Here is an 18,483-nt window from a genome sequence, read left to right as displayed (position 1 = left end):
GTTCCCTCCATATTCTATAGAATCCAGAATCCAGAATATGGAGGGAACCGGATGAGCACAGCGGCGCGAGCAGCGATCGTCGTGGACGCCGCGGGCGCGGTGGAGATCCGGTCCTACGCCGTGCCGGAGCCCGGTCCGGGCGAGTTCGTTCTCAAGCTGGAGCTGTGCGGCGTCTGCGGCACCGACGCGCACATCTACCGGGGGCGCCTGGCCAGCGTCACCTTCCCCGCCCTGCTGGGACACGAGATCGTCGGCACCCTGGCCGCCCTCGGCGACGGGGTGACCGCCGACCACGGCGGCCGCCCCGTGGCCGTGGGCGACCGCGTCGGCGTCTTCCCCGCGCTGAGCTGCGGCCGCTGCCACCAGTGCCAGGTACGGCGCCGCCCCGCCAACTGCCCCGACCGGCGGCCCTCCTACGGATTCAAGTCGCCGGTGACGGGCCCGCCGCACCTCACCGGCGGGTTCGCCGAATACCTCCACGCCGCCAACGCCGGCACGGTGTTCTACCGGACGGACCTGCCCCCCGAGGTCGCGGTTCTGCAGGAGCCGATGTCGGTGGCGCTGCACGGGATCGAGCGGGGCTCGGTCGGCGTCGGCTCCACCGTGGTCGTCCAGGGCGTGGGCGCGATCGGGCTGATGGCCGTGGTCGCGGCCCGCGCCGCGGGGGCGCACCGGGTCGTCGCGGTGGGGGCCCCCGCCGCCCGGCTGGAGCTGGCGGCCGCGCTCGGGGCGGACGCGACGGTGAGCATCCACGATCTGACCGGCGTGACCGAGCGCCGCAGCGCGGTGTTCGACGCCCTCGGCGCGTTCGGGGCCGACTGCGTGATAGGCGCCAGCGGCTCGCCGGAGGCATTCATGGAGGCCATCGGCCTGGTGGCCGACGGCGGCGTGCTCGCCGAACTGGGCAACTTCACCGACCGGGGGACGGTGCCCTTCAACCCCTTCAGCGACCTGCTGAAGCGTGACATCACCATCGCCGGCGTCTACGGCGCCGGTCCCGACATGCTGCGCCGCTACCACCAGGCGCTGCTCATCCTGGAACGCGGCGGCTGGCCGTACGACCGTGTGGTCAGCCACCGGGTGCCGCTGGAGCGGGTGGGCGAGGCCCTCGCCGCCCTCGGCGGCGGCTCCCCTCTCGACGGCCGGGAGATCGTCAAACTCGCGATCGACCCCACCGCCTGAGCCTGCCCCCTTTCCCCAATCCCCCTTCCCTTCCTGTACAGCTTCCTTGAGAGGAGGACCGGCCATGCGCCGTTCCCTCCGGCTGGCCGCGGCAGCCACCGCGCTCGGCCTGACGATCACAGCTTGCGGCTCGACGGCACCCGAGGTCTCCGCCGACGGCGGCGGGCTCGGCACGGCGGAGAACCCCGTGTCGATCAGGGTCATCGCCAACGACGCCTTCGCCAAGCAGTGGCAGGACCAGCTGGTCCCCGAGTTCAACAAGAAGTACCCGAACATCAAGGTCTCGGTGGACGGCGTGCCGTACAACGACCAGCTTCCCAAGACCATGCTGGAGCTGACCGGGCCCACCGCGACGTACGACGTGGTGCTCGGCGACGACTCCTGGATTCCGCAGCTCGCCAAGACCGGCGGCCTGATGGACCTCAAGGCCGACGTGACCAAGTGGACCGACCCGGGCTACGACTGGGCCGACTTCAACCCCTCCCCGCTCGCCGCGGGCGAGTGGGAGGGCAAGCAGTACGCCGTCCCGGTCCGCTCCAACCTGCTGCTGATGCTCTACAACAAGACGCTGTACAAGAAGGCCGGCGTCAAGGAGCCCACGGCGGAGACGACGTGGGAGCAGTACTTCAAGGACGCCGAGAAGCTGGTCCAGGACACCGACGGCGACGGGAAGACCGACGCCTGGGCGGTCGGCACCTACTTCACCAAGGACCCGCTCACCCCGACGATCTGGCAGACCGTCCTGAACTCCAACGGCGTGGCGCTGCTGGATGACAACCTCAAGGTCGCCTTCGACAACGAGACCGGCGTGAAGGCCCTGCAGACCCACGTCGACCTGCTGAAGTACGCCCCGCCGGGGGCGAGCACCTACCAGTTCAACGAGCCGCTCGAGGCCTTCCGCCAGGGCAGGACCGCCACCATGTTCATGTGGGGCAGCGTCTACAAGGGCTCGGCGGTGGACAAGGCGTCCACCACGCTGACGCCCGAGGAGGTCGGCGTCACCACCCTCCCGGCCGGTTCGGCCGGTCCGGGCGCGCACCGCGGTATCTGGTCGGCGGGCGTCGCCAAGAAGTCGCAGCACCCGGCCGCCGCGTGGACGTGGCTGCAGTGGGTCACCTCCAAGGAGGGCGAGAAGTTCACCGGGAGCGCGTTCGGAACGTTCCCGGCGCGTAACTCCTCGCTGGACGGCACCCCGCCGGCCGAGTGGGCCGCCCCCGTCTACAAGGCGCTCAAGGACGGCTACACCGTGGTGGACAAGAACAAGATGTGGCGCCCGCGGCTCCCCGAGTCCGACGCGGTCCAGCAGATCCTCGCCCTGCAGACGAGCCGGGCGATGTCCGGTCAGGCGACCGCGGAACAGGCGATCGACCAGGCGGCGAAGGACGTCACCGAGCTGCTGAAGTCCAAGGGCTACCAGCAGTGAGTGTCTCCACTCCCGCGCGCCGGACGGGGGCCGCCAAGGCCCCCGTCCGGGGTTCCGGGAACACCCCCGGACGGCGGTTCCGGCTCGGCGAGCCCGGCACCGCGTGGTTGTTCATGACCCCGGCGCTCGTCCTGCTGGCGGGCATGCTGCTCTATCCGATCTTCTACACGCTCTGGGTGAGCTTCTCCGACTTCGACCTGGCGCTCTTCCAGCCCACCGGCTGGGTGGGCTGGAAGAACTACGAGGCGGTCCTGAAGGACCCGGGCTTCCTGGAGTCGCTCAAGGTCACCGGGATCTACCTGGTGATCGCGCTGCCGCTGCAGATGATCCTCGGGTTCGCCATCGCCTTCCTGCTCAACGTGGAGTGGCGGGGCCGCGGCGTGCTGCGCGCGCTGTTCCTCATCCCGATGGTGGTCGCACCGGTCGTGGCCGGCGGTATCTGGCGGATGCTGCTCGACCCGCTCTGGGGCGTGGTCAACTACACGCTCGGCCTGGTCGGCGTCGGGCCGGTGGAATGGATCGGCGACCCGAATCTCGCCATGGCCAGCGTCATCCTGATCGACACCTGGCGGTGGACGCCGTTCGTGGTCCTCATCGCCGCGGCCGGGATCATGGCCCTGCCCGGCGACGTGTACGAGGCGGCGAAGTCCGACGGCGCCACCCGGTGGCAGACGATGTGGCACGTCACGCTGCCGCTGCTGGTGCCGGTGATGGCCGCGGCCTTCGTGGTCCGCTGGCTCGGCGCGGTGAAGATGTTCGACATCGCGCTCGCCGCCACCAAGGGCGGCCCCGGCAACGCCACCAACGTGGTGAACCTCTACATCTACGAGAAGGGGTTCCGCGGCCTGGAGTTCGGCTCGGCCTCCTCGATGGCCACGCTGGTGCTGATCATCACGATGATCCTCACCTACTTCCTGTTCCGCATCAGCCGTCGTCTGGAGAACCGATGGTGAGCACCACCGCCCCGGCGCCGAAGGGCCGCGGGACCGGCCGGAGCAGCCTGGGACGGATCGCGACGATCGCCGCCGCGATCCTGGTCACGCTGGCCTTCCTGTACCCCGTGATCTACATGGTCAGCATCTCGTTCAAGCTGCCCAAGGACATCTTCACCGTCCCGCCGAAGTGGATCAGCACGGTCACCTTCGACAACTACGTCAGCTACTTCCACCAGGCCCGCATCCTGCCTCGCATGATCAACACGATCATCGTGGCGGCGGGCGCGTCGATCATCTCGATGGTCGCCGGGTCGATGGCCGGGTACGCGCTGTCCCGGATGAGGATGCGCGGCGCGGGCGTCGTGGGCGGCCTCATCCTGGCCTCGCGCGCGGTGCCGCCGATCGCGCTGGTCGTGCCGATGTTCCTGGTGGCCCGCAAGATGGGGCTGACCGACCAGTACATCACCGTGATCCTCGCCTACGTGACCTTCCTGGTCCCGTACGTCGTCTGGCTGATGCGCGCGTTCTTCAAGAGCCTGCCCAAGGAGCTGGAGGAGGCCGCGATGATCGACGGCTGCTCCCGGTTCGGGGCGTTCTTCCGGATCATCGTGCCGTGCAGCCTCACCGGCATGGTCTCCACGCTGATCTTCTGCATCATCCTGGCCTGGGAGGAGCTGCTGTTCGCCCTGATCCTCACCAACGACAAGGCCGTCACCATCCCGGTGGCCATCGCGGGGATCGCGGCCGACACCGAACACGGCGGGCTCTGGGGCCCCCTGGCCGCCGTGGGCACGCTCACCGTGCTTCCCGTGGTGATCTTCGCCCTGGCCGTGCAGAAGTACCTGATCAAGGGTCTCGCGGACGGAGCGACCAAGGGATGAGAATCCGAGATGTCCGGGCACGCCTCATCGAGCTGCCCTACCCGCGCCCGTTCGTCCCGTCGTGGGCTCCCGAGGGCGCCCACCGGAGCATGTCCGCCGTGATCGTCGAGGTCGAGACCGACGAGGGCGTGATCGGCGTCTCGGGCGGCGACATGGGGCACGAAACCGGACCGCTGCTGCTGGAGACCATCAGGGGATGGATCCGGCCCCGGCTGGTCGGGATGGACCTGTTCGCCACCGGACACATCGCCAACCACCTGCGCTACGTGGCCGAGTACGTCTTCCCGCGCCCGTGGGTGGTGGGCGTGGCCGTCTGGGACGCGGTGGGCAAGGCCTGCGGCCGCCCGCTGTACAAGCTCTGGGGCGGGCACGCCGGCAAGGTCCGCGCCTACGCCAGCTTCGGCGAGGTCCGCGCTCCCGAGCAACGGGCCGAGGACGCGCTGCGCGTGGTGTCGGAGGGCTTCGCCGGGGTGAAGCTGCGCGTCCACGCCGACACGATCGCCGAGGACGTCGCCCAGGTCGCGGCGGTCCGCGAGGCCGTCGGCCCGGAGGTCGCCATCATGGTGGACGCCAACCAGGCGGCGGCGCGCTGGCGCTACCGGCCCGACGGCAGCCGCATGCTGTGGGACTTCGACAGGGCGCTGACCACCGCGCGGGAGCTGGCCGACCTCGACGTCGCCTGGCTGGAGGAGCCGCTCCCCCGCCACGACTACCGCGCGCTGCGCGAGCTCACCGCGGCCTCGCCGATCCCCATCGCCGGAGGCGAGCACAACCGGGGCATCGGCCAGCTCGTCCGGATGCTGGAGGACGACTGCTTCACCATCTACCAGCCGGACGCCAACGAGAGCGAGGACATCGCCGCCCTGCGCGACTTCGGCGCGATGGCCGCGGCCAAACACCGCCGGGTCATCCCGCACGCCTGGGCCACCGGACTCGGTGTGGCGGGCAACCTGCAGCTGTGCGCCTCGCTGCCCAACTGCGACTGGCTGGAATACCCCTACGATCCTCCAGTGATCATTCCGGAGGTTTTCCACGTCATGCTCACCAAGCCGCTCCTGCCCGATTCCACCGGGCTGGTAGCCGTTCCGGATCTCCCCGGTCTGGGTGTAGAGCTGGACCGCGCGGCGATCGAGCCGCTGACCGTCCAACGGGTCTGAGGGGTGTCTGAGACCGATGACAGAGATGTTCCCCCCGCCGGAGCGGCCGCAGCCGTTCCGCACCAAGGCAGAGCTCGCGGCCGAGCACATCAAGCAAATGATCATGTCGGGCCAGGCCCCGCCCGGCACGAAGATCCTCACCAGGGTGGTGGCCCAGGCCGTCGGCATCAGCGACACCCCGGTACGTGAGGCCATCAAGCAGCTCGTCTCCGAGGAGTGGCTCGTCGAGCGCCCGCACATCGGCGCGGTGGTCGCCGACTTCACCGTGGAGAACGTGCGGGAGCTGTACGGCATCCGCGCCGCGCTGGCCTCCCTGGCCCTCCAGCTCCACCCGGCCCCGCTCAGCGGTCAGAGGCTGCTGGCGATAGACGAGGTCCTCGCGGCCTCGGCCGTGGCCATCGACGGCGGCGACGTCGCCTCGTTCGCCCGGCTGAACCGCCGGTTCCACTCGCTGATCTGCGACACCGAGCAGTCCCGGCTGGTGCACCGGATGCTGGTGGGCCTGTGGTCGAAGACCGAGACGGCCCAGCGCGGCTTCCGGCTGGTCCCCTGGCGGCTTCCCAAGTCCCACGCCGAGCATGTGGCGATAAGGGACGCGCTCGTCGAAGGGGACATCGCCCGCGCGAGCGAGCTGCAGCACGCCCACGAGACGGCCGCGATGAACGCATTGATCGAAGCGATGGACGGTGAGACATGAAGACAGGACAGGCACTCGTCGGAGGGCGCTGGCGGGACGCGGCGGCGCGTTTCCCGGTGACCGACCCGGCGACCGGCGAGACGATCGCCGAAGTCGCCGACTGCGACGGGAGGCTGACGGCCGAGGCCGTCGACGCGGCGGCCGCCGCCCTCCCCGCCTGGCGTGCCATGCCCGCCCACGAGCGCGCCGCAATCATGCGCCGGGCCGCCGAGCTGCTGGCCGGACGGGCCGGGGCGATCGGCGCGGTCATGACCGCCGAGCAGGGCAAGCCCCTGGCGGAGGCCACCGGCGAGGTGGTCGCGGGAGCCGACCACCTCCTGTGGGCCGCCGAGGAGACGCGCCGCGTGTACGGCGAGACCATCCCCTCCACCAGCACCGACACCCGCATCTGGCTGCTGCCGGAACCGGTGGGCGTCGTCGCGGCGATCACCCCCTGGAACTTCCCGGTCTCGATGATCACCCGCAAACTGGGCCCGGCCCTCGCCGCGGGGTGCACGGTGGTGCTCAAACCCTCCGAGCTCACCCCGCTGTCGGCCATCGCGGTCGCCGAGTGCCTGACCGAGGCGGGCTTCCCGCCGGGCGTGTTCAACCTGGTCACCACGGCCCGGCCACAGGAGTTCGCCGAGGCGATCATGGCCGATCCGCGGGTCAGGAAGATCTCGTTCACCGGTTCGACGGCGGTCGGCAAGAACCTGATCCGGCAGAGCGCCGACGACGTCAAACGGCTCAGCGTCGAGCTGGGCGGCCACGCCCCGGTGCTCGTCTTCCCCGACGCCGACGTGGCCGCCGCCGCCGCGGGCGTGGCCCGGAGCAAGTTCATGAACGCCGGCCAGGCCTGCACCTCCCCCAACCGGATCTACGTGCACGAGTCCGTCGCCGCGGAGTTCACCGACGAGCTGGTCAAGCTGGCCGAGGCGATCACCGTGGGCAACGGCGCGGACCCCGGCGTCACGATGGGCCCGCTGATCGACGACCGGGCGCTCGCCAAGGTCCGGCGGCACATCGAGGACGCGCTGGCGCACGGCGCCCGGCTGGCGACGACCCGCCGGGAGGGGCCCGGCAGGCTCCACCCGCCCACGGTCCTGACCGGCGTCACCGACGAGATGCTCCTGTGCCGGGAGGAGACCTTCGGCCCGGTCGCCCCGGTCCTGACCTTCGGCGACGGTGAGTCCACCGGGGAGGTCGTGGCCAGGGCCAACGCCACGCCGTACGGCCTGGCCGCCTATCTGTGGACGCGCGACCTGGCCCGGGTCGTGCGCGTCTGCGAGGACCTGCAGTTCGGCATCGTCTCGGTCAACGGAGCCCCGCTCGCCCCGCCGCAGGGGCCGTTCGGCGGGGTCAAGGGCAGTGGATACGGCCGCGAGGGCGGCCATCACGGAGTGGAGGATTTCGTGGAGTACAAGTACGTCAGCGTGGGGCTGGGCCGATGACCGGCGACGCCGCCCCGGCGAAGGACGTCTCCCGCCGGGTCACCGAGCGGGAGATCACCACCCGCGTGGACCTCTGCCGTCCCGACGGGCGCCTCAACCCGGCCGCCGTCGGCTGGAGCCGTACCCCCCTGCACCGGACCAACATCCGCGGCTGGGGCCGCACGATGCGCTGGGAATACTGGTGCCTGACCAGCCCCGAGCACGTCTTCGCCTTCAGCGCCTCCAGCCTCGACTACCTGGCCAGTGAGGGGGCGTGGTACCTGGACCGGACCACGAGGAAGGACGTCTCCAGCCGGAGCCTCATCGTGCCGAGCCGGGGCACCTCCTTCTCCGAGCGCAGCGGCGAGGGCAGCGTCCGGATCGGCAAGGGGTCGCTCAGGATCGCCGTCGACGAGACCGCCGAGGGCACCCGGCTCCGGCTGAAGTCGCCCGAGTTCGACGCCGACCTGATGGTCCACCGGATCGAGGGCAGGGACAGCCTGGCGGTGGTGGTGCCCTGGTCCTCCCGGCGCTTCCAGTACACCGTCAAGGACCTCGGACGGCCCGCCGAGGGCACGCTGGTCGTCAACGGCCGCCGCATCAGGCTCTCCACCGACGACACCCTGGCCACCCTGGACCACGGGCGCGGACGCTGGCCGGGCAACATCCTGTGGAACTGGGGCGCGGCGGCCGGACGGTCCCGCGGGCGCGAGGTCGGCGTCCAGATCGGCGGCAAGTGGACCGACGGCACCGGAAGCGTCGAGAACGGCCTGTTCCTCGACGGCCGGCTGCACAAGATCAGCGAAGAGCTGGTCTGGCGCTACGACACCTCCGACTGGATGGCGCCCTGGAAGATCACGGGTGAGCGGGTGGACCTGGAGTTCGTCCCCGAGCACGTCCGGTCGGCCGACATCACCCGGCTCTACCTGCACAGCCGCGAGGACCAGGCCTTCGGCCACTACCGCGGCACCGTCATCGCCGACGACGGGACCGCCGTCGAGATCGACAACCTGTACGGCTGGGCCGAAGAAGTGCAGCGGCGCTGGTGAGGGAGCGAGAGATGACATCTGCCCACGACGGGCCCGAGCCGTTCGCGGCCGGGCTGCCCTTCGGCGCCGGCGCCGCGCTCGACCCGCTGCGCCGCGACTGCGACCTGACCGAGCTGACCCGCGACCTCCTGGACGTCCTGGTGGTCGGCGGCGGCGCCACCGGCGCGGGAGCGGCGCTCGACGCGGCCTCCCGGGGCCTGACCACCGCCCTGCTGGAGGGCGGCGACCTCGCCTCGGGCACCTCCAGCAACTCCAGCCGCCTGCTGCACGGAGGCGTGCGCTACCTGGAACAGCTGGAGTTCGGGCTGGTCCGCGAGGCGTTGCACGAGCGCGGCCTGCTCCAGGACCTGGCGCCGCACCTGGTGCGCCGGATGTCCTTCCTGTATCCGCTGACCCACCGGGTGTGGGAACGCGGCTACGTGGGGGCCGGGCTGACCCTCTACGACGCCCTCGCCGGGATCGGTGACCGGCACGGCTTCCGCCGCCACCGCCACCTCACCCGGCGGGCCCTGCTCAGGCAGGCGCCCCAGCTCCGCCCGGACGCCGCGGTCGGCGCGCTGTCCTACGACGACGGCCACGTCGACGACGCCCGGCTGGTGCTCGCCCTGGCCCGTACGGCGGCGCGTGAGGGCGCCACCGTGCTCAGCCGGGTCCAGGTCACCGGCCTGGCCACCCGCCCCGGGCACACCGTGGCCACCTGCACCGACACCCTCTCCGGGGAGCAGTTCACCGTCCGCGCCCGCCGGGTGGTGCTGGCGACCGGCCCCTGGTCGGGGCTGACCCAGAAGATGCTCGGCACCGGTCAGGTGCGCGTGCGGGCCTCCAAGGGCGTGCACCTGGTGCTCCCCCGCGAGCGGCTGCCGATGGACAGCGCCCTGATCGCCCGGACGCCCAGCTCGGTGCTGTTCGTCATCCCCACCGGCGATGTCGTCCTGCTCGGCACCACCGACACCCCGTGGGAGATCGGCCCCGGTCCGGTGCTGCCCACCGGCGCCGACGTCCGCTACCTGCTGGAGCAGGCCAACCACTGGCTGCGCGAGCCGCTGGTCCCCGAGGACGTGCTCGGCGTCTACGCCGGCCTGCGTCCGCTGGTGGACCAGCCCGACCGGCAGAAGACTCAGGCGATCAGCCGCGAGCACGTGGTCAGGGAGGTCGCGCCCGGCTGCGTCGTCGTGGCCGGCGGCAAGCTCACCACCTACCGGGTGATGGCCCGCGACGCGGTCGACGCCGCCGTCGCCGGGCTGCCCGCGCCCCGCGCCTCCGCCACCGAGCACCTCGGGCTCGTGGGCTCCAGCGGCTTCGCCCAGGCCTGGGCCCGCCGCGACTCCGCGGCCCTGGCCGCCGGGCTTCCGGTGCGGGCCGTGGAACGGCTGGCGCAGCGCTACGGCTCGGACTACCCCGCGCTGCTCGCCACGGGGCGCCGGGACCCCGCGCTGCTGGAGCCCGTGCCGGGCGCGCCGTCGCTGCTGGCGGCCGAGGTCCTGTACGCCGCGCGGCACGAGGCCGCGATGACCGTCGACGACGTGCTGCGGCGCCGCAGCCGGGCCGGCCTGGAGACGGCCGACGGGGGCGCGGGCGCCGCGCCGCACGTGGCCGGGCTGCTGGCGGGCGCGCTGGGCCGTACCGGGAACTGGGCGGCCGAGCAGGCCGAGAGCTACGCCCGCGCGGCCGGCGTGACGCGCTCGGCGCTGGCCACCTCGGAGGACGCCGAGCTCGTCCCGCTGCTCGCCGACCTCGCCGACCGCTGGAGCGGCGCCGCATGACCCGCCACCGCACCGCTCACGCCGGAACCGGCCCGGCCCGGTCCCGGGGAGACGCCGCATGACCCGCCACCGCACCACTCACGCCGGAACCGGCCCGGTCCGCCCCCAGAGAAGGCGCCGTATGACCCGCCACCGCACCACCGAACCGACCGGCCTCCGGGGAGGCGCCGTATGACCGTTCTGGCCATCGACGCCGGGACCACCGGCGTCACCTCACTCGTGATCGCGCAGGACGGGCGTGTCCTCGCCCGAGGCCACCGCGAGTTCCCGCAGCACTTCCCCGCGCCCGGCCTCGTCGAGCACGACCCGGACGAGATCTGGACCGCCACGCTGCAGGCCTGCTCGGACGCGCTCGCCGCGGCGGCCGTACCCGTCTCCTGCATCGGGCTGACCAACCAGCGCGAGACCGTCGTCCTGTGGGACCGCGCGACCCTGCGGCCGGCGACCCGGGCGATCGTCTGGCAGGACCGCCGCTCCGCCGGGGAGTGCGACCGGCTCCGGGAGCACGAGCCGCGGATCCGCGAGCTCACCGGGCTCCCGCTGGATCCCTACTTCTCCGCCACCAAGCTGGCCTGGCTGCGCGGGAACCTCCCGGAGGTCTGGGCCAGGGTGCGGGAGGGCCGCGTCGCGATCGGCACGGTCGACTCCTACCTGCTGGCCCGGCTCACCGGCGGGCGGCTGCACGCCACCGACCCGTCCAACGCCTCGCGGACCCTCCTGTTCGACCTGGCCACGGCCGGCTGGTCCGCGGAGCTGGCCGAGCTCTTCGACGTGCCGGAGGCCGCGCTGCCGGAGATCGTCCCGTCGAGCGCGCTCATCGGCCGTACCGCGCCCGACCATTTCCTCGGGCTGGACCTGCCGATCTGCGGAGTGGCGGGAGACCAGCAGGCCGCGCTGTTCGGCCACGCCGCGTTCACGCCCGGCGCGATGAAGTGCACCTACGGCACGGGCAGCTTCCTGCTGGTCAACACCGGCGACCAGATCGCTCCGGCCGGCGCGGGACTGCTGTCCACCGTCGCCTGGCAGCTCGGCGGCGACCCGGTCCAGTACGCCGTCGAGGGATCGGTGTTCGTCACCGGAGCCGCGGTGCAGTGGCTGCGCGACGGGCTGGGCGTGATCGACGACTCCGCCGACAGCGAGCGGCTGGCCGCGTCCGTGCCCGACAGCGAAGGGTTGATCTTCGTTCCGGCCCTGACCGGCATCGGCACCCCGCACTGGGACCCGCGGGCGAGAGGCGCCCTGCTGGGCATCACCCGGGGCACCACCGGCGCCCATCTCGCCCGGGCCGTCCTCGACGGCATCGCCTACCAGATCCGCGACGTCGTCGAGGCCGTCAGCGGCACGGCGGGCATCCCCGTGTCCCACCTGGCGGTGGACGGCGGGGCCGCGGCCAACGACCTGCTCTGCCAGATCCAGGCCGACCTCCTGGGCCGGCCGGTGGTGCGGCCGGAGACGACCGAGGCCACCGCCCTCGGCGCCGCCTTCCTGGCCGGCCTGGCGGGCGGCGTCTGGGGCGACCTGGCGGAGGTCGCCGAGGTGCGGGGCGGCGGCAGGGTCTTCTCGCCCCGCGAGATCCCGGAGGACGGCTACCGGCGCTGGCTCGAAGCGGTGGACGCGACCCGGCGGTTCGGGTCGTGAACCCGCCCCCCGCCCGGCGTTCCGGGCACGGCGCCCCGGCCCCCTCCCCCGCCCGGCGGCCCCCGCCCACCGGCCCGGTCCTCCGTCCGGACGGGCGGGCGCGGGCTGTTTCGGGCCGGTGGGAGGGGCGATGACGGGCCCCCTCGACGGGATCCGGGTCGCCGACTTCTCCCGGGTCCTGGCCGGGCCGTACGCCACCATGATCCTCGCCGAGCTCGGCGCGGACGTGGTCAAGGTGGAGCATCCGGAGCACGGCGACGACACCCGGGCCTGGGGCCCGCCGTACGCGGGCGGCGAGGCCGCCTACTACCTCGCCGTCAACCGCGGCAAGCGGAGCGTCGCGCTCGATGTGAAGCACCCCTCCGGCCGCGAGATCGCCCAGCGGCTGTGCGCGGACGCGGACGTGGTCATCGAGAACTTCCGCCCCGGGGTCGCCGAGCGCCTGGGCGTCGGGCACGAGTCGGTACGGCAGGCCAACCCGGGCGTCGTGTACTGCTCGATCATCGGGTTCCCGGGCGGCGACCGGCCGGGCTTCGACGCGACGATCCAGGCCGAGAGCGGCTACATGCACATCACCGGCGAGACCCCGAGCAAGGTCGGCGTCGCGATCACCGATGTGCTCGCCGGGCTCAACGCGGCCGTCGCGATCCTGGGCGCGCTGCACCGGCGGGCGACCCGGGGGCAGGGCGAGCGGGTCGAGGTGTCGCTCATCGGCTCGGCGCTGTCCGGGCTGGTCAACGTGGCGCAGAGCGCGCTGGTCTCGGGCGAGGAGGCGCTCGCCTACGGCAACGCGCACCCGACGGTGGTGCCGTACCAGACGTTCGAGGCGGCCGACGGCCGGTTCGTGGTCGCCGCGGGCAACGACCGGCTGTTCCGCGCCCTGTGCGCGGCGATCGGGCGGGAGGACCTGGGCGCCGACGCCCGCTTCCGCACCAACGCCGGGCGCGTGCGCGACCGCGACGCGCTGATCGCCGAGCTCACCGCCGTCTTCACGGCCCGTCCGGTGGACGAGTGGCTCGCGCTGCTCGGCGCCGCCGGAGTCCCCGCCGGCAAGATCCGGGGCGTCCTGGACGCGATCCGGACGGCCGGCGGCGCGACCCTCCAGGTCCGGCATCCGACCGCGGGCCCGCTGGAGCTCGTCCGCACCGGATTCACCCTGGAGAGCGTCCCCGCCGACCGCGACATCGTTCCCCCGCCGCTGCTCGGCCAGCACACCCATGAGCTGCTGACCGAGCTCGGCGTCACCGACGACCGCATCGCCCTCCTGGAGCGGGCGGGCGTCATCCGTCAAGCCGCTCACCAAGCCAAGCGAGGCCCCGTTGAACCCGCATGATTTCCTGGAAGTCGACCGCGACCTGGACGACGAGGAGCGAGCGATCCGCGACGCCGTACGCGACTACTGCCGCGCCGAGCTCCTGCCGCACGTCGCCGGCTGGTTCGAGGCCGGCACCATCCCCGATCCGCACGCGGTGGCCAAGGGGCTGGGCGCGCTGGGCGTGTTCGGCATGCACCTGGAGGGGTACGGCTGCGCGGGAACGAACGCGGTGAGCTACGGCCTGGCCTGCCGCGAGCTGGAGGCCGTGGACAGCGGGCTGCGCAGCCTGGTGTCCGTCCAGGGCTCGCTGGCGATGACCGCGATCCACCGGTACGGGTCCGAGGAGCAGAAGCTGGAGTGGCTGCCGCGCATGGCGGCCGGCGAGGCCCTCGGCTGCTTCGGCCTGACCGAGCCCGACTCGGGCAGCGACCCCGGCTCGATGCGCACCCGGGCCCGCAGGGACGGGACGGACTGGGTCCTCGACGGCACCAAGATGTGGATCACCAACGGGGCGGTCGCCGACGTCGCCGTCATCTGGGCCCAGGCCGAGGACGGCATCCGCGGGTTCCTCGTCCCCCGGGGCACGCCGGGCCTGTCCGCCACCGTGGTCCACGGGAAGCTCTCGCTGCGGGCCTCGATCACCTCCGAACTCGTCCTCGACGGTGTACGGCTCCCGCACGAGGCGGCGCTGCCGCTCGCCGAGGGCATCAAGGCCCCGCTGACCTGCCTGTCCGAGGCCCGGTTCGGCATCGTGTGGGGCGCGGCGGGAGCGGCCAGGGACTGCTTCGAGGCGGCACTGGACTACGCCCGGACCCGTACGCAGTTCGGACGGCCGATCGCCGCCTTCCAGCTGACCCAGGGGAAGATCGCCGACATGCTGGTGGACGTCAACCAGGCCAACCTGACCGCCCTGCGGATCGGCCGCCTCAAAGACGAGGGACGGGCCCACCACTCGCACATCAGTTTCGGCAAGCTCGCCAACGTCCGCGCGGCCCAGCGGGTGGCCGCCACCGCGCGCGGCGTCCACGGGGCCAGCGGGATCACGCTTGAGTACCCCGTGATGCGCCACATGGTCAACTTGGAGAGCGTCGCCACCTACGAGGGCACCGCGGAGATCCACGCCCTCACCCTCGGCCGGGCGGTCACCGGCCACTCGGCCTTCCGCTGACCCTCGGCCTTCCGCTGATCGTCCGCCTTCGCTGACCCTCGGCCTTCCGCTGATCGTCCGCCTTCGCTGACCCTCGCCCTTCCGCTGATCCTCGCCCTTGCGCTGATCCTCGGCCGGACGGGGGCCGTCTCCGGCCGGCTGCCGGGATGACCCGTGCCGCCCCGATCTCGGCGGGCGGTGCGGAGAAAGCCCCTCTCTCTGCGGATCTCGCCGCAGAGAGGAGGCTTTCTCTGTTTCCATGGACCATTATCCGCGGGCTGTGCGCCGGTTCTATCCGCAGGCTTGTGCACCGGTTTCTATCCGTGGGCTTGTGCACCGGTTCTGCGAGCGGAGGCCGCCACGGTTCTCCAAGCGGGCGCCACCACGATTTCACGGGGGATCTTCCATCTCACCGCCGCCGCCGGGCGGCGGTTCTGGAGTTGTTCCGCCAGTTTGACGGCGGGGCGGGGTTAACTCGCCCGGACGGTTACGCTGCCACCGGTTTCCACATGCACGCGGACCGCCCCCGACCATGAACAGGATTAAGCACGAGATAATCACAGACACGAATGCAACCGGCAGAAACCAGGTCCAAGGACCGCCGGTCGCCGCAGCAGTGGACGGAAAGAGGCTCCCCGCCTCCGTTCAGGCGGGAGAGCCTCTCCGCCGGCTAGTGCGCCGCTTCGTACTGCTCAACGACCTTCGAGGCGATCCGGCCGCGCTCGCTGACGTTGAGGCCGTGCTCCTTCGCCCACGTGCGGATCGCCGCGCTCTTCTCACGGTCCAGAGCACGCCCACCGGCGGCGCTGACCCTGCGGCCACGTCCCGGTCGCTCCTGGCGCACCGGACGGGCCTTGGTGATGAACGGCGCGAGCACCGCACGAAGTTTGTCCGCGTTCTCCTCTGACAGGTCGATCTCATAGGACGAACCTTCGATGGCGAAGGCGACGGTGCCCGTTGCCACACCACCGTCAAGGTCGTCGATGAAAGTCTCCACGATCTGCTTGGCCATGATCACCCTCCAAAACGACGTTTAGATGCTGGCGGTACCTTAGCGGCTCCACTAGACGCTGCGAGGCGAAGGGGCTTAGTCGCTCCGGTACATCTTCTCTTTCATTGCAATTCCATGCGGGCGGACAGGGAAACCAATATCAGCCAAAAGACTATGAGGCATAGGGCCAAGAGTCCCAAGAACCCGCCTCAAGGTCTCATCCGGATCAGATGCCCGCCCGTCTCCTCATGCCCTGGAAGTGAAGCGGATGGCAACAGAGAAGTAAGGAAAGACCGAGGCTCGCGCAGTCCCGTTAGTGCGCCGGCCCCGGTATGCGGGGGATTTTTTCGGCGGCCCGCCGGCCGGCCACGTGTGAGTCCTCTTTCGGCGGCCTGCCGACGAGACCCGGGTGGACCTTCTTTCCGGGGTCCGCCGAGCAGATCCGTCTGAACCGCATTCCCGGAATCGGGCCGTCCGTCAAACTTCTCCGGATTCACCGTCCGCGTCGAGCAGGGACCACACGGCCTGAGGGGTCAGCGGGGTGGCGGTGATCCGGCCGGCGATCTCGGGCAGGGCCGCGGCCACCGCGTTGCCGACGGCCGCGGGCGGGCCGATCGTGCCCGCCTCGCCCGCGCCCTTCATGCCGCCGGGCGTGATGGGGGACGGGGTCTCCATCAGGACGACGGCGATCTCCGGGATCTCCCGCACCGTCGGCAGGAGGTAGTCCGCCGAGGGCTGCCCGTCCGGGGAGTAGACGACCTCCTCCGTCAGCGCCATGCCGATCCCCTGGGCCACCCCGCCCCTCAGCTGGCCCTCGACGATCGCCGGGTTGACCAGCACGCCGGAGTCGCCGACCACCCAGTAGCCCTCGACCTCGACGGCCCCGGTCTCCTCGTCCACGGCCACGGCCGCCGCGTGCGCGCCGTAGGCGTAGGTGTAGGCGCTGGGGTCGTGGGTGACCCGTTCCTCCAGGCCCGGCGCCATCCCCTCGGGCAGGTCCCAGCCGCGCCACGCCGAGGTGGCGATCTCCCGCAGGGTCCGGTGGGCGGCGGGATCGCCTTTCACCCGTACGGCGCCGTCCATGATCTCCAGGTCGTCCGGGGCCACCTCAAGCTGATGGGCGGCGATGGCCACGATCCTGTCGCGCAGCAGGTCCGCCGCCCGGTTCAGGGCCCCGCCGCCGACCACCAGGGAGCGGCTCGCGATGGAGCCGACCGGGGAGTACGGCGTGGCGGAGGTGTCGCCGAGCACCACGTGGACCCAGTCCAGCGGCACGCCGACCGCGTCGGCGGCGAGCTGGGCCAGCGTGGTCTCGATGCCCTGTCCCATCCCCGCCACCCCGGCGTGCACGACGACCGAGGCGTCGAGGTCCATCCGCACGATCGCGGTCTCGAACCCGCCGGCCGCCTGGCCCGCGGCCTTCATCCCCATGGACGGCCCCATGCCGGTGGCCTCCACGTGACAGGAGAACCCCACCCCGCGCCTGCGCCCGTCGCGCGACGGCTCGGCCCGTGCGAGATCGCGCAGCGTCCGCAGGGCGCCCGGATAGTCTCCCGAGTCGTAGGACTGCCAGGTGCGGGTGGCGTAGGGCAGTTCCTCGGGGCCGATCATGTTGCGCAGCCGTACCTCGACGGGGTCGAGCCCCAGGCGCCGCGCCGCCTCGTCGATCAGCCGCTCCCTGGTCCAGGTCACCTCGGGCTGGCCGAATCCCCGGTAGGAGCCGGTCGGCGTGGTCGTCGTGACGGCGGCGCGCAGGCGTGCCCCCACCCTGTCGAAACGGTACGGCCCGGGCAGCATGATGGCCGACACGGCCATCGGGGCGATGCCGACGTTCGACGGGTGGGCGCCCAGGTCACCCAGGATGTCGCAGTGCAGGGCGACGAAACGGCCGTCGGCGTCCAGCGCCAGCCGGCCCCGGTGCACCGCGTCGCGGGCGGGCAGCGTGGCCACGAGGTGGTCGCTGCGCGACTCGGTCCACGTCACGGGGCGGCCGAGGCGGATCGCGGCCAGGCAGACCAGCGCCTCGTCGGGATAGAGGTGCTCCTTCGCGCCGAACCCTCCCCCGACGTCGCATCCGATGACGCGCACCCGGTGGTGGGAGAGCCCGAGGGCCTCGGCCGCGTGGTCGCGCACATGGTGGGGGGCCTGGGCGGCGGCCCAGATCGTCAGCGCCTCCTCGGCGTAGGCCGCCACGATCCCGCGCGGCTCGACCGGGCTGGGCGCGGCCCTCCCGAGCCGGAACGTCATGTCGACGACATGGGCCGCGCCCGCGATCGCCTCCTCGCAGTCGGTGTCGCCGACCGCGAAATCGGTGACCAGGTTGGTGCCCCAGCCGGGATACAGCAGCGGGGCGTCACTCCCGATCGCCGTCTCCACCCCGATCACGGCGGGCGACTCCTCGAAGGTGAGGCCGATCAGCCCCGCCGCGTCGTGGGCGGCCTCCGCGGTCCGCGCGACGACGACGGCGAGCGGCTGCCCGGCATAGCGGATCACCTCCTCCAGCACCGGGTAGGAGCTCTCACGCTGTCCCGGCGCCAGGGACACGCACGGCAGCCGGACCGTGGCCGCGTCGTCGGCGGTGATGACGTCCAGCACCCCGTCGGCCGCGCGGGCGGCCTCGACGGCGCGTCGCGTCACCCGCCCGTGCGCTATGGGACTGCGGACGACCACCGCGTGGACCATGCCGGGCAGGCGGACGTCGCCGACGAACCTCCCCCGCCCGGACAGCAGGCGGGAGTCCTCACGGCGGGGAGCCCGGGCGCCGACGTACGGATGACCATCGCTCATGGCCTGATTGTGAGTGCCGCCGCCGCCTTCGCCAAGACCGCCGTGCCGTACGGCCCCGGCCGCGTAGGCCTGGCCTGGCCGCGTAGACGCAGACCTGACCGGACTGGGG

At 72.1% G+C, this 18,483-nt stretch carries 14 protein-coding genes; 12 read left to right on the top strand and 2 right to left on the bottom strand.

Going from position 1 to position 18,483, the window contains the following annotated elements:
• The first annotated feature begins 51 nt into the window (after positions 1-51).
• The 12 genes from BM085_RS36820 (at position 52) to BM085_RS36765 (ending at position 14,617) form a co-directional block, all read left to right on the top strand.
• Entirely contained in the window at positions 52-1,182 is a 1,131-nt protein-coding gene (locus BM085_RS36820) for an alcohol dehydrogenase catalytic domain-containing protein (protein WP_177245458.1), read from the top strand.
• Positions 1,183-1,246: 64 nt separating this feature from the next.
• Positions 1,247-2,605, top strand: coding sequence for an ABC transporter substrate-binding protein (locus tag BM085_RS36815; protein ID WP_093891398.1), 1,359 nt, complete (start codon positions 1,247-1,249; stop codon positions 2,603-2,605).
• Positions 2,602-3,558, top strand: coding sequence for a carbohydrate ABC transporter permease (locus tag BM085_RS36810; RefSeq protein ID WP_093891397.1), 957 nt, complete (start codon positions 2,602-2,604; stop codon positions 3,556-3,558). Before BM085_RS36815 ends, BM085_RS36810 begins: the two co-directional genes overlap by 4 nt.
• Positions 3,552-4,421: a carbohydrate ABC transporter permease gene (locus BM085_RS36805; RefSeq protein ID WP_093891396.1), complete on the top strand. Its 870-nt coding sequence runs from the start codon at positions 3,552-3,554 to the stop codon at positions 4,419-4,421. The genes BM085_RS36810 and BM085_RS36805 overlap by 7 nt, the downstream gene beginning before the upstream one ends.
• Complete coding sequence (locus BM085_RS36800) at positions 4,418-5,578, top strand: mandelate racemase/muconate lactonizing enzyme family protein (protein ID WP_093891395.1); 1,161 nt, start codon at positions 4,418-4,420, stop codon at positions 5,576-5,578. Before BM085_RS36805 ends, BM085_RS36800 begins: the two co-directional genes overlap by 4 nt.
• A gap of 16 nt (positions 5,579-5,594) precedes the next feature.
• A complete protein-coding gene (locus BM085_RS36795) occupies positions 5,595-6,275 on the top strand; it encodes a GntR family transcriptional regulator (RefSeq protein WP_093891394.1) in 681 nt (226 codons plus the stop codon).
• Complete coding sequence (locus BM085_RS36790; protein ID WP_093891393.1) at positions 6,272-7,705, top strand: NAD-dependent succinate-semialdehyde dehydrogenase; 1,434 nt, start codon at positions 6,272-6,274, stop codon at positions 7,703-7,705. The genes BM085_RS36795 and BM085_RS36790 overlap by 4 nt, the downstream gene beginning before the upstream one ends.
• Positions 7,702-8,733 (top strand): DUF2804 domain-containing protein, encoded by a 1,032-nt coding sequence (locus tag BM085_RS36785; protein WP_093891392.1) that lies wholly within the window; start codon positions 7,702-7,704, stop codon positions 8,731-8,733. The genes BM085_RS36790 and BM085_RS36785 overlap by 4 nt, the downstream gene beginning before the upstream one ends.
• A gap of 11 nt (positions 8,734-8,744) precedes the next feature.
• Positions 8,745-10,496 (top strand): glycerol-3-phosphate dehydrogenase/oxidase, encoded by a 1,752-nt coding sequence (locus tag BM085_RS36780; protein ID WP_093891391.1) that lies wholly within the window; start codon positions 8,745-8,747, stop codon positions 10,494-10,496.
• Between the two features lie 171 nt (positions 10,497-10,667).
• Positions 10,668-12,134, top strand: coding sequence for a glycerol kinase GlpK (gene glpK / locus BM085_RS36775; protein WP_093891390.1), 1,467 nt, complete (start codon positions 10,668-10,670; stop codon positions 12,132-12,134).
• Between the two features lie 130 nt (positions 12,135-12,264).
• Positions 12,265-13,467, top strand: a complete 1,203-nt coding sequence (locus tag BM085_RS36770) for a CaiB/BaiF CoA transferase family protein (protein ID WP_093891389.1) — start codon at positions 12,265-12,267, stop codon at positions 13,465-13,467.
• Positions 13,454-14,617 carry an acyl-CoA dehydrogenase family protein gene (locus BM085_RS36765; RefSeq protein WP_093891388.1) on the top strand — a complete coding sequence of 388 codons (1,164 nt, stop codon included), beginning with the start codon at positions 13,454-13,456 and terminating at the stop codon, positions 14,615-14,617. Before BM085_RS36770 ends, BM085_RS36765 begins: the two co-directional genes overlap by 14 nt.
• Before the next feature lie 649 nt (positions 14,618-15,266).
• Here BM085_RS36765 and BM085_RS36760 read toward each other — a convergent pair.
• Complete coding sequence (locus BM085_RS36760; protein WP_086577730.1) at positions 15,267-15,608, bottom strand: histone-like nucleoid-structuring protein Lsr2; 342 nt, start codon at positions 15,606-15,608, stop codon at positions 15,267-15,269.
• A 456-nt stretch (positions 15,609-16,064) separates the two neighbouring features.
• The gene (locus BM085_RS36755) at positions 16,065-18,374 is read right to left on the bottom strand and encodes a xanthine dehydrogenase family protein molybdopterin-binding subunit (protein ID WP_093891387.1); all 2,310 of its coding nucleotides are present in this window, start codon (positions 18,372-18,374) and stop codon (positions 16,065-16,067) included.
• Positions 18,375-18,483 lie beyond the last annotated feature (109 nt).

This window comes from Streptosporangium canum, from assembly GCF_900113865.1.
GTDB lineage: Bacteria > Actinomycetota > Actinomycetes > Streptosporangiales > Streptosporangiaceae > Streptosporangium > Streptosporangium canum.
This window is presented reverse-complemented; position numbering and strand designations above follow the sequence as displayed.

Bases quoted from the DNA above. Each gene is read 5' to 3' on its own strand.
- BM085_RS36815 (WP_093891398.1), top strand. From the start codon at position 1,247: ATGCGCCGTTCCCTCCGGCTGGCCGCGGCAGCCACCGCGCTCGGCCTG.
- BM085_RS36755 (WP_093891387.1), bottom strand. From the start codon at position 18,374: ATGAGCGATGGTCATCCGTACGTCGGCGCCCGGGCTCCCCGCCGTGAG.
- glpK (WP_093891390.1), top strand. From the start codon at position 10,668: ATGACCGTTCTGGCCATCGACGCCGGGACCACCGGCGTCACCTCACTC.
- BM085_RS36820 (WP_177245458.1), top strand. From the start codon at position 52: ATGAGCACAGCGGCGCGAGCAGCGATCGTCGTGGACGCCGCGGGCGCG.
- BM085_RS36795 (WP_093891394.1), top strand. From the start codon at position 5,595: ATGACAGAGATGTTCCCCCCGCCGGAGCGGCCGCAGCCGTTCCGCACC.
- BM085_RS36760 (WP_086577730.1), bottom strand. From the start codon at position 15,608: ATGGCCAAGCAGATCGTGGAGACTTTCATCGACGACCTTGACGGTGGT.
- BM085_RS36780 (WP_093891391.1), top strand. From the start codon at position 8,745: ATGACATCTGCCCACGACGGGCCCGAGCCGTTCGCGGCCGGGCTGCCC.
- BM085_RS36770 (WP_093891389.1), top strand. From the start codon at position 12,265: ATGACGGGCCCCCTCGACGGGATCCGGGTCGCCGACTTCTCCCGGGTC.
- BM085_RS36800 (WP_093891395.1), top strand. From the start codon at position 4,418: ATGAGAATCCGAGATGTCCGGGCACGCCTCATCGAGCTGCCCTACCCG.
- BM085_RS36785 (WP_093891392.1), top strand. From the start codon at position 7,702: ATGACCGGCGACGCCGCCCCGGCGAAGGACGTCTCCCGCCGGGTCACC.
- BM085_RS36790 (WP_093891393.1), top strand. From the start codon at position 6,272: ATGAAGACAGGACAGGCACTCGTCGGAGGGCGCTGGCGGGACGCGGCG.
- BM085_RS36805 (WP_093891396.1), top strand. From the start codon at position 3,552: ATGGTGAGCACCACCGCCCCGGCGCCGAAGGGCCGCGGGACCGGCCGG.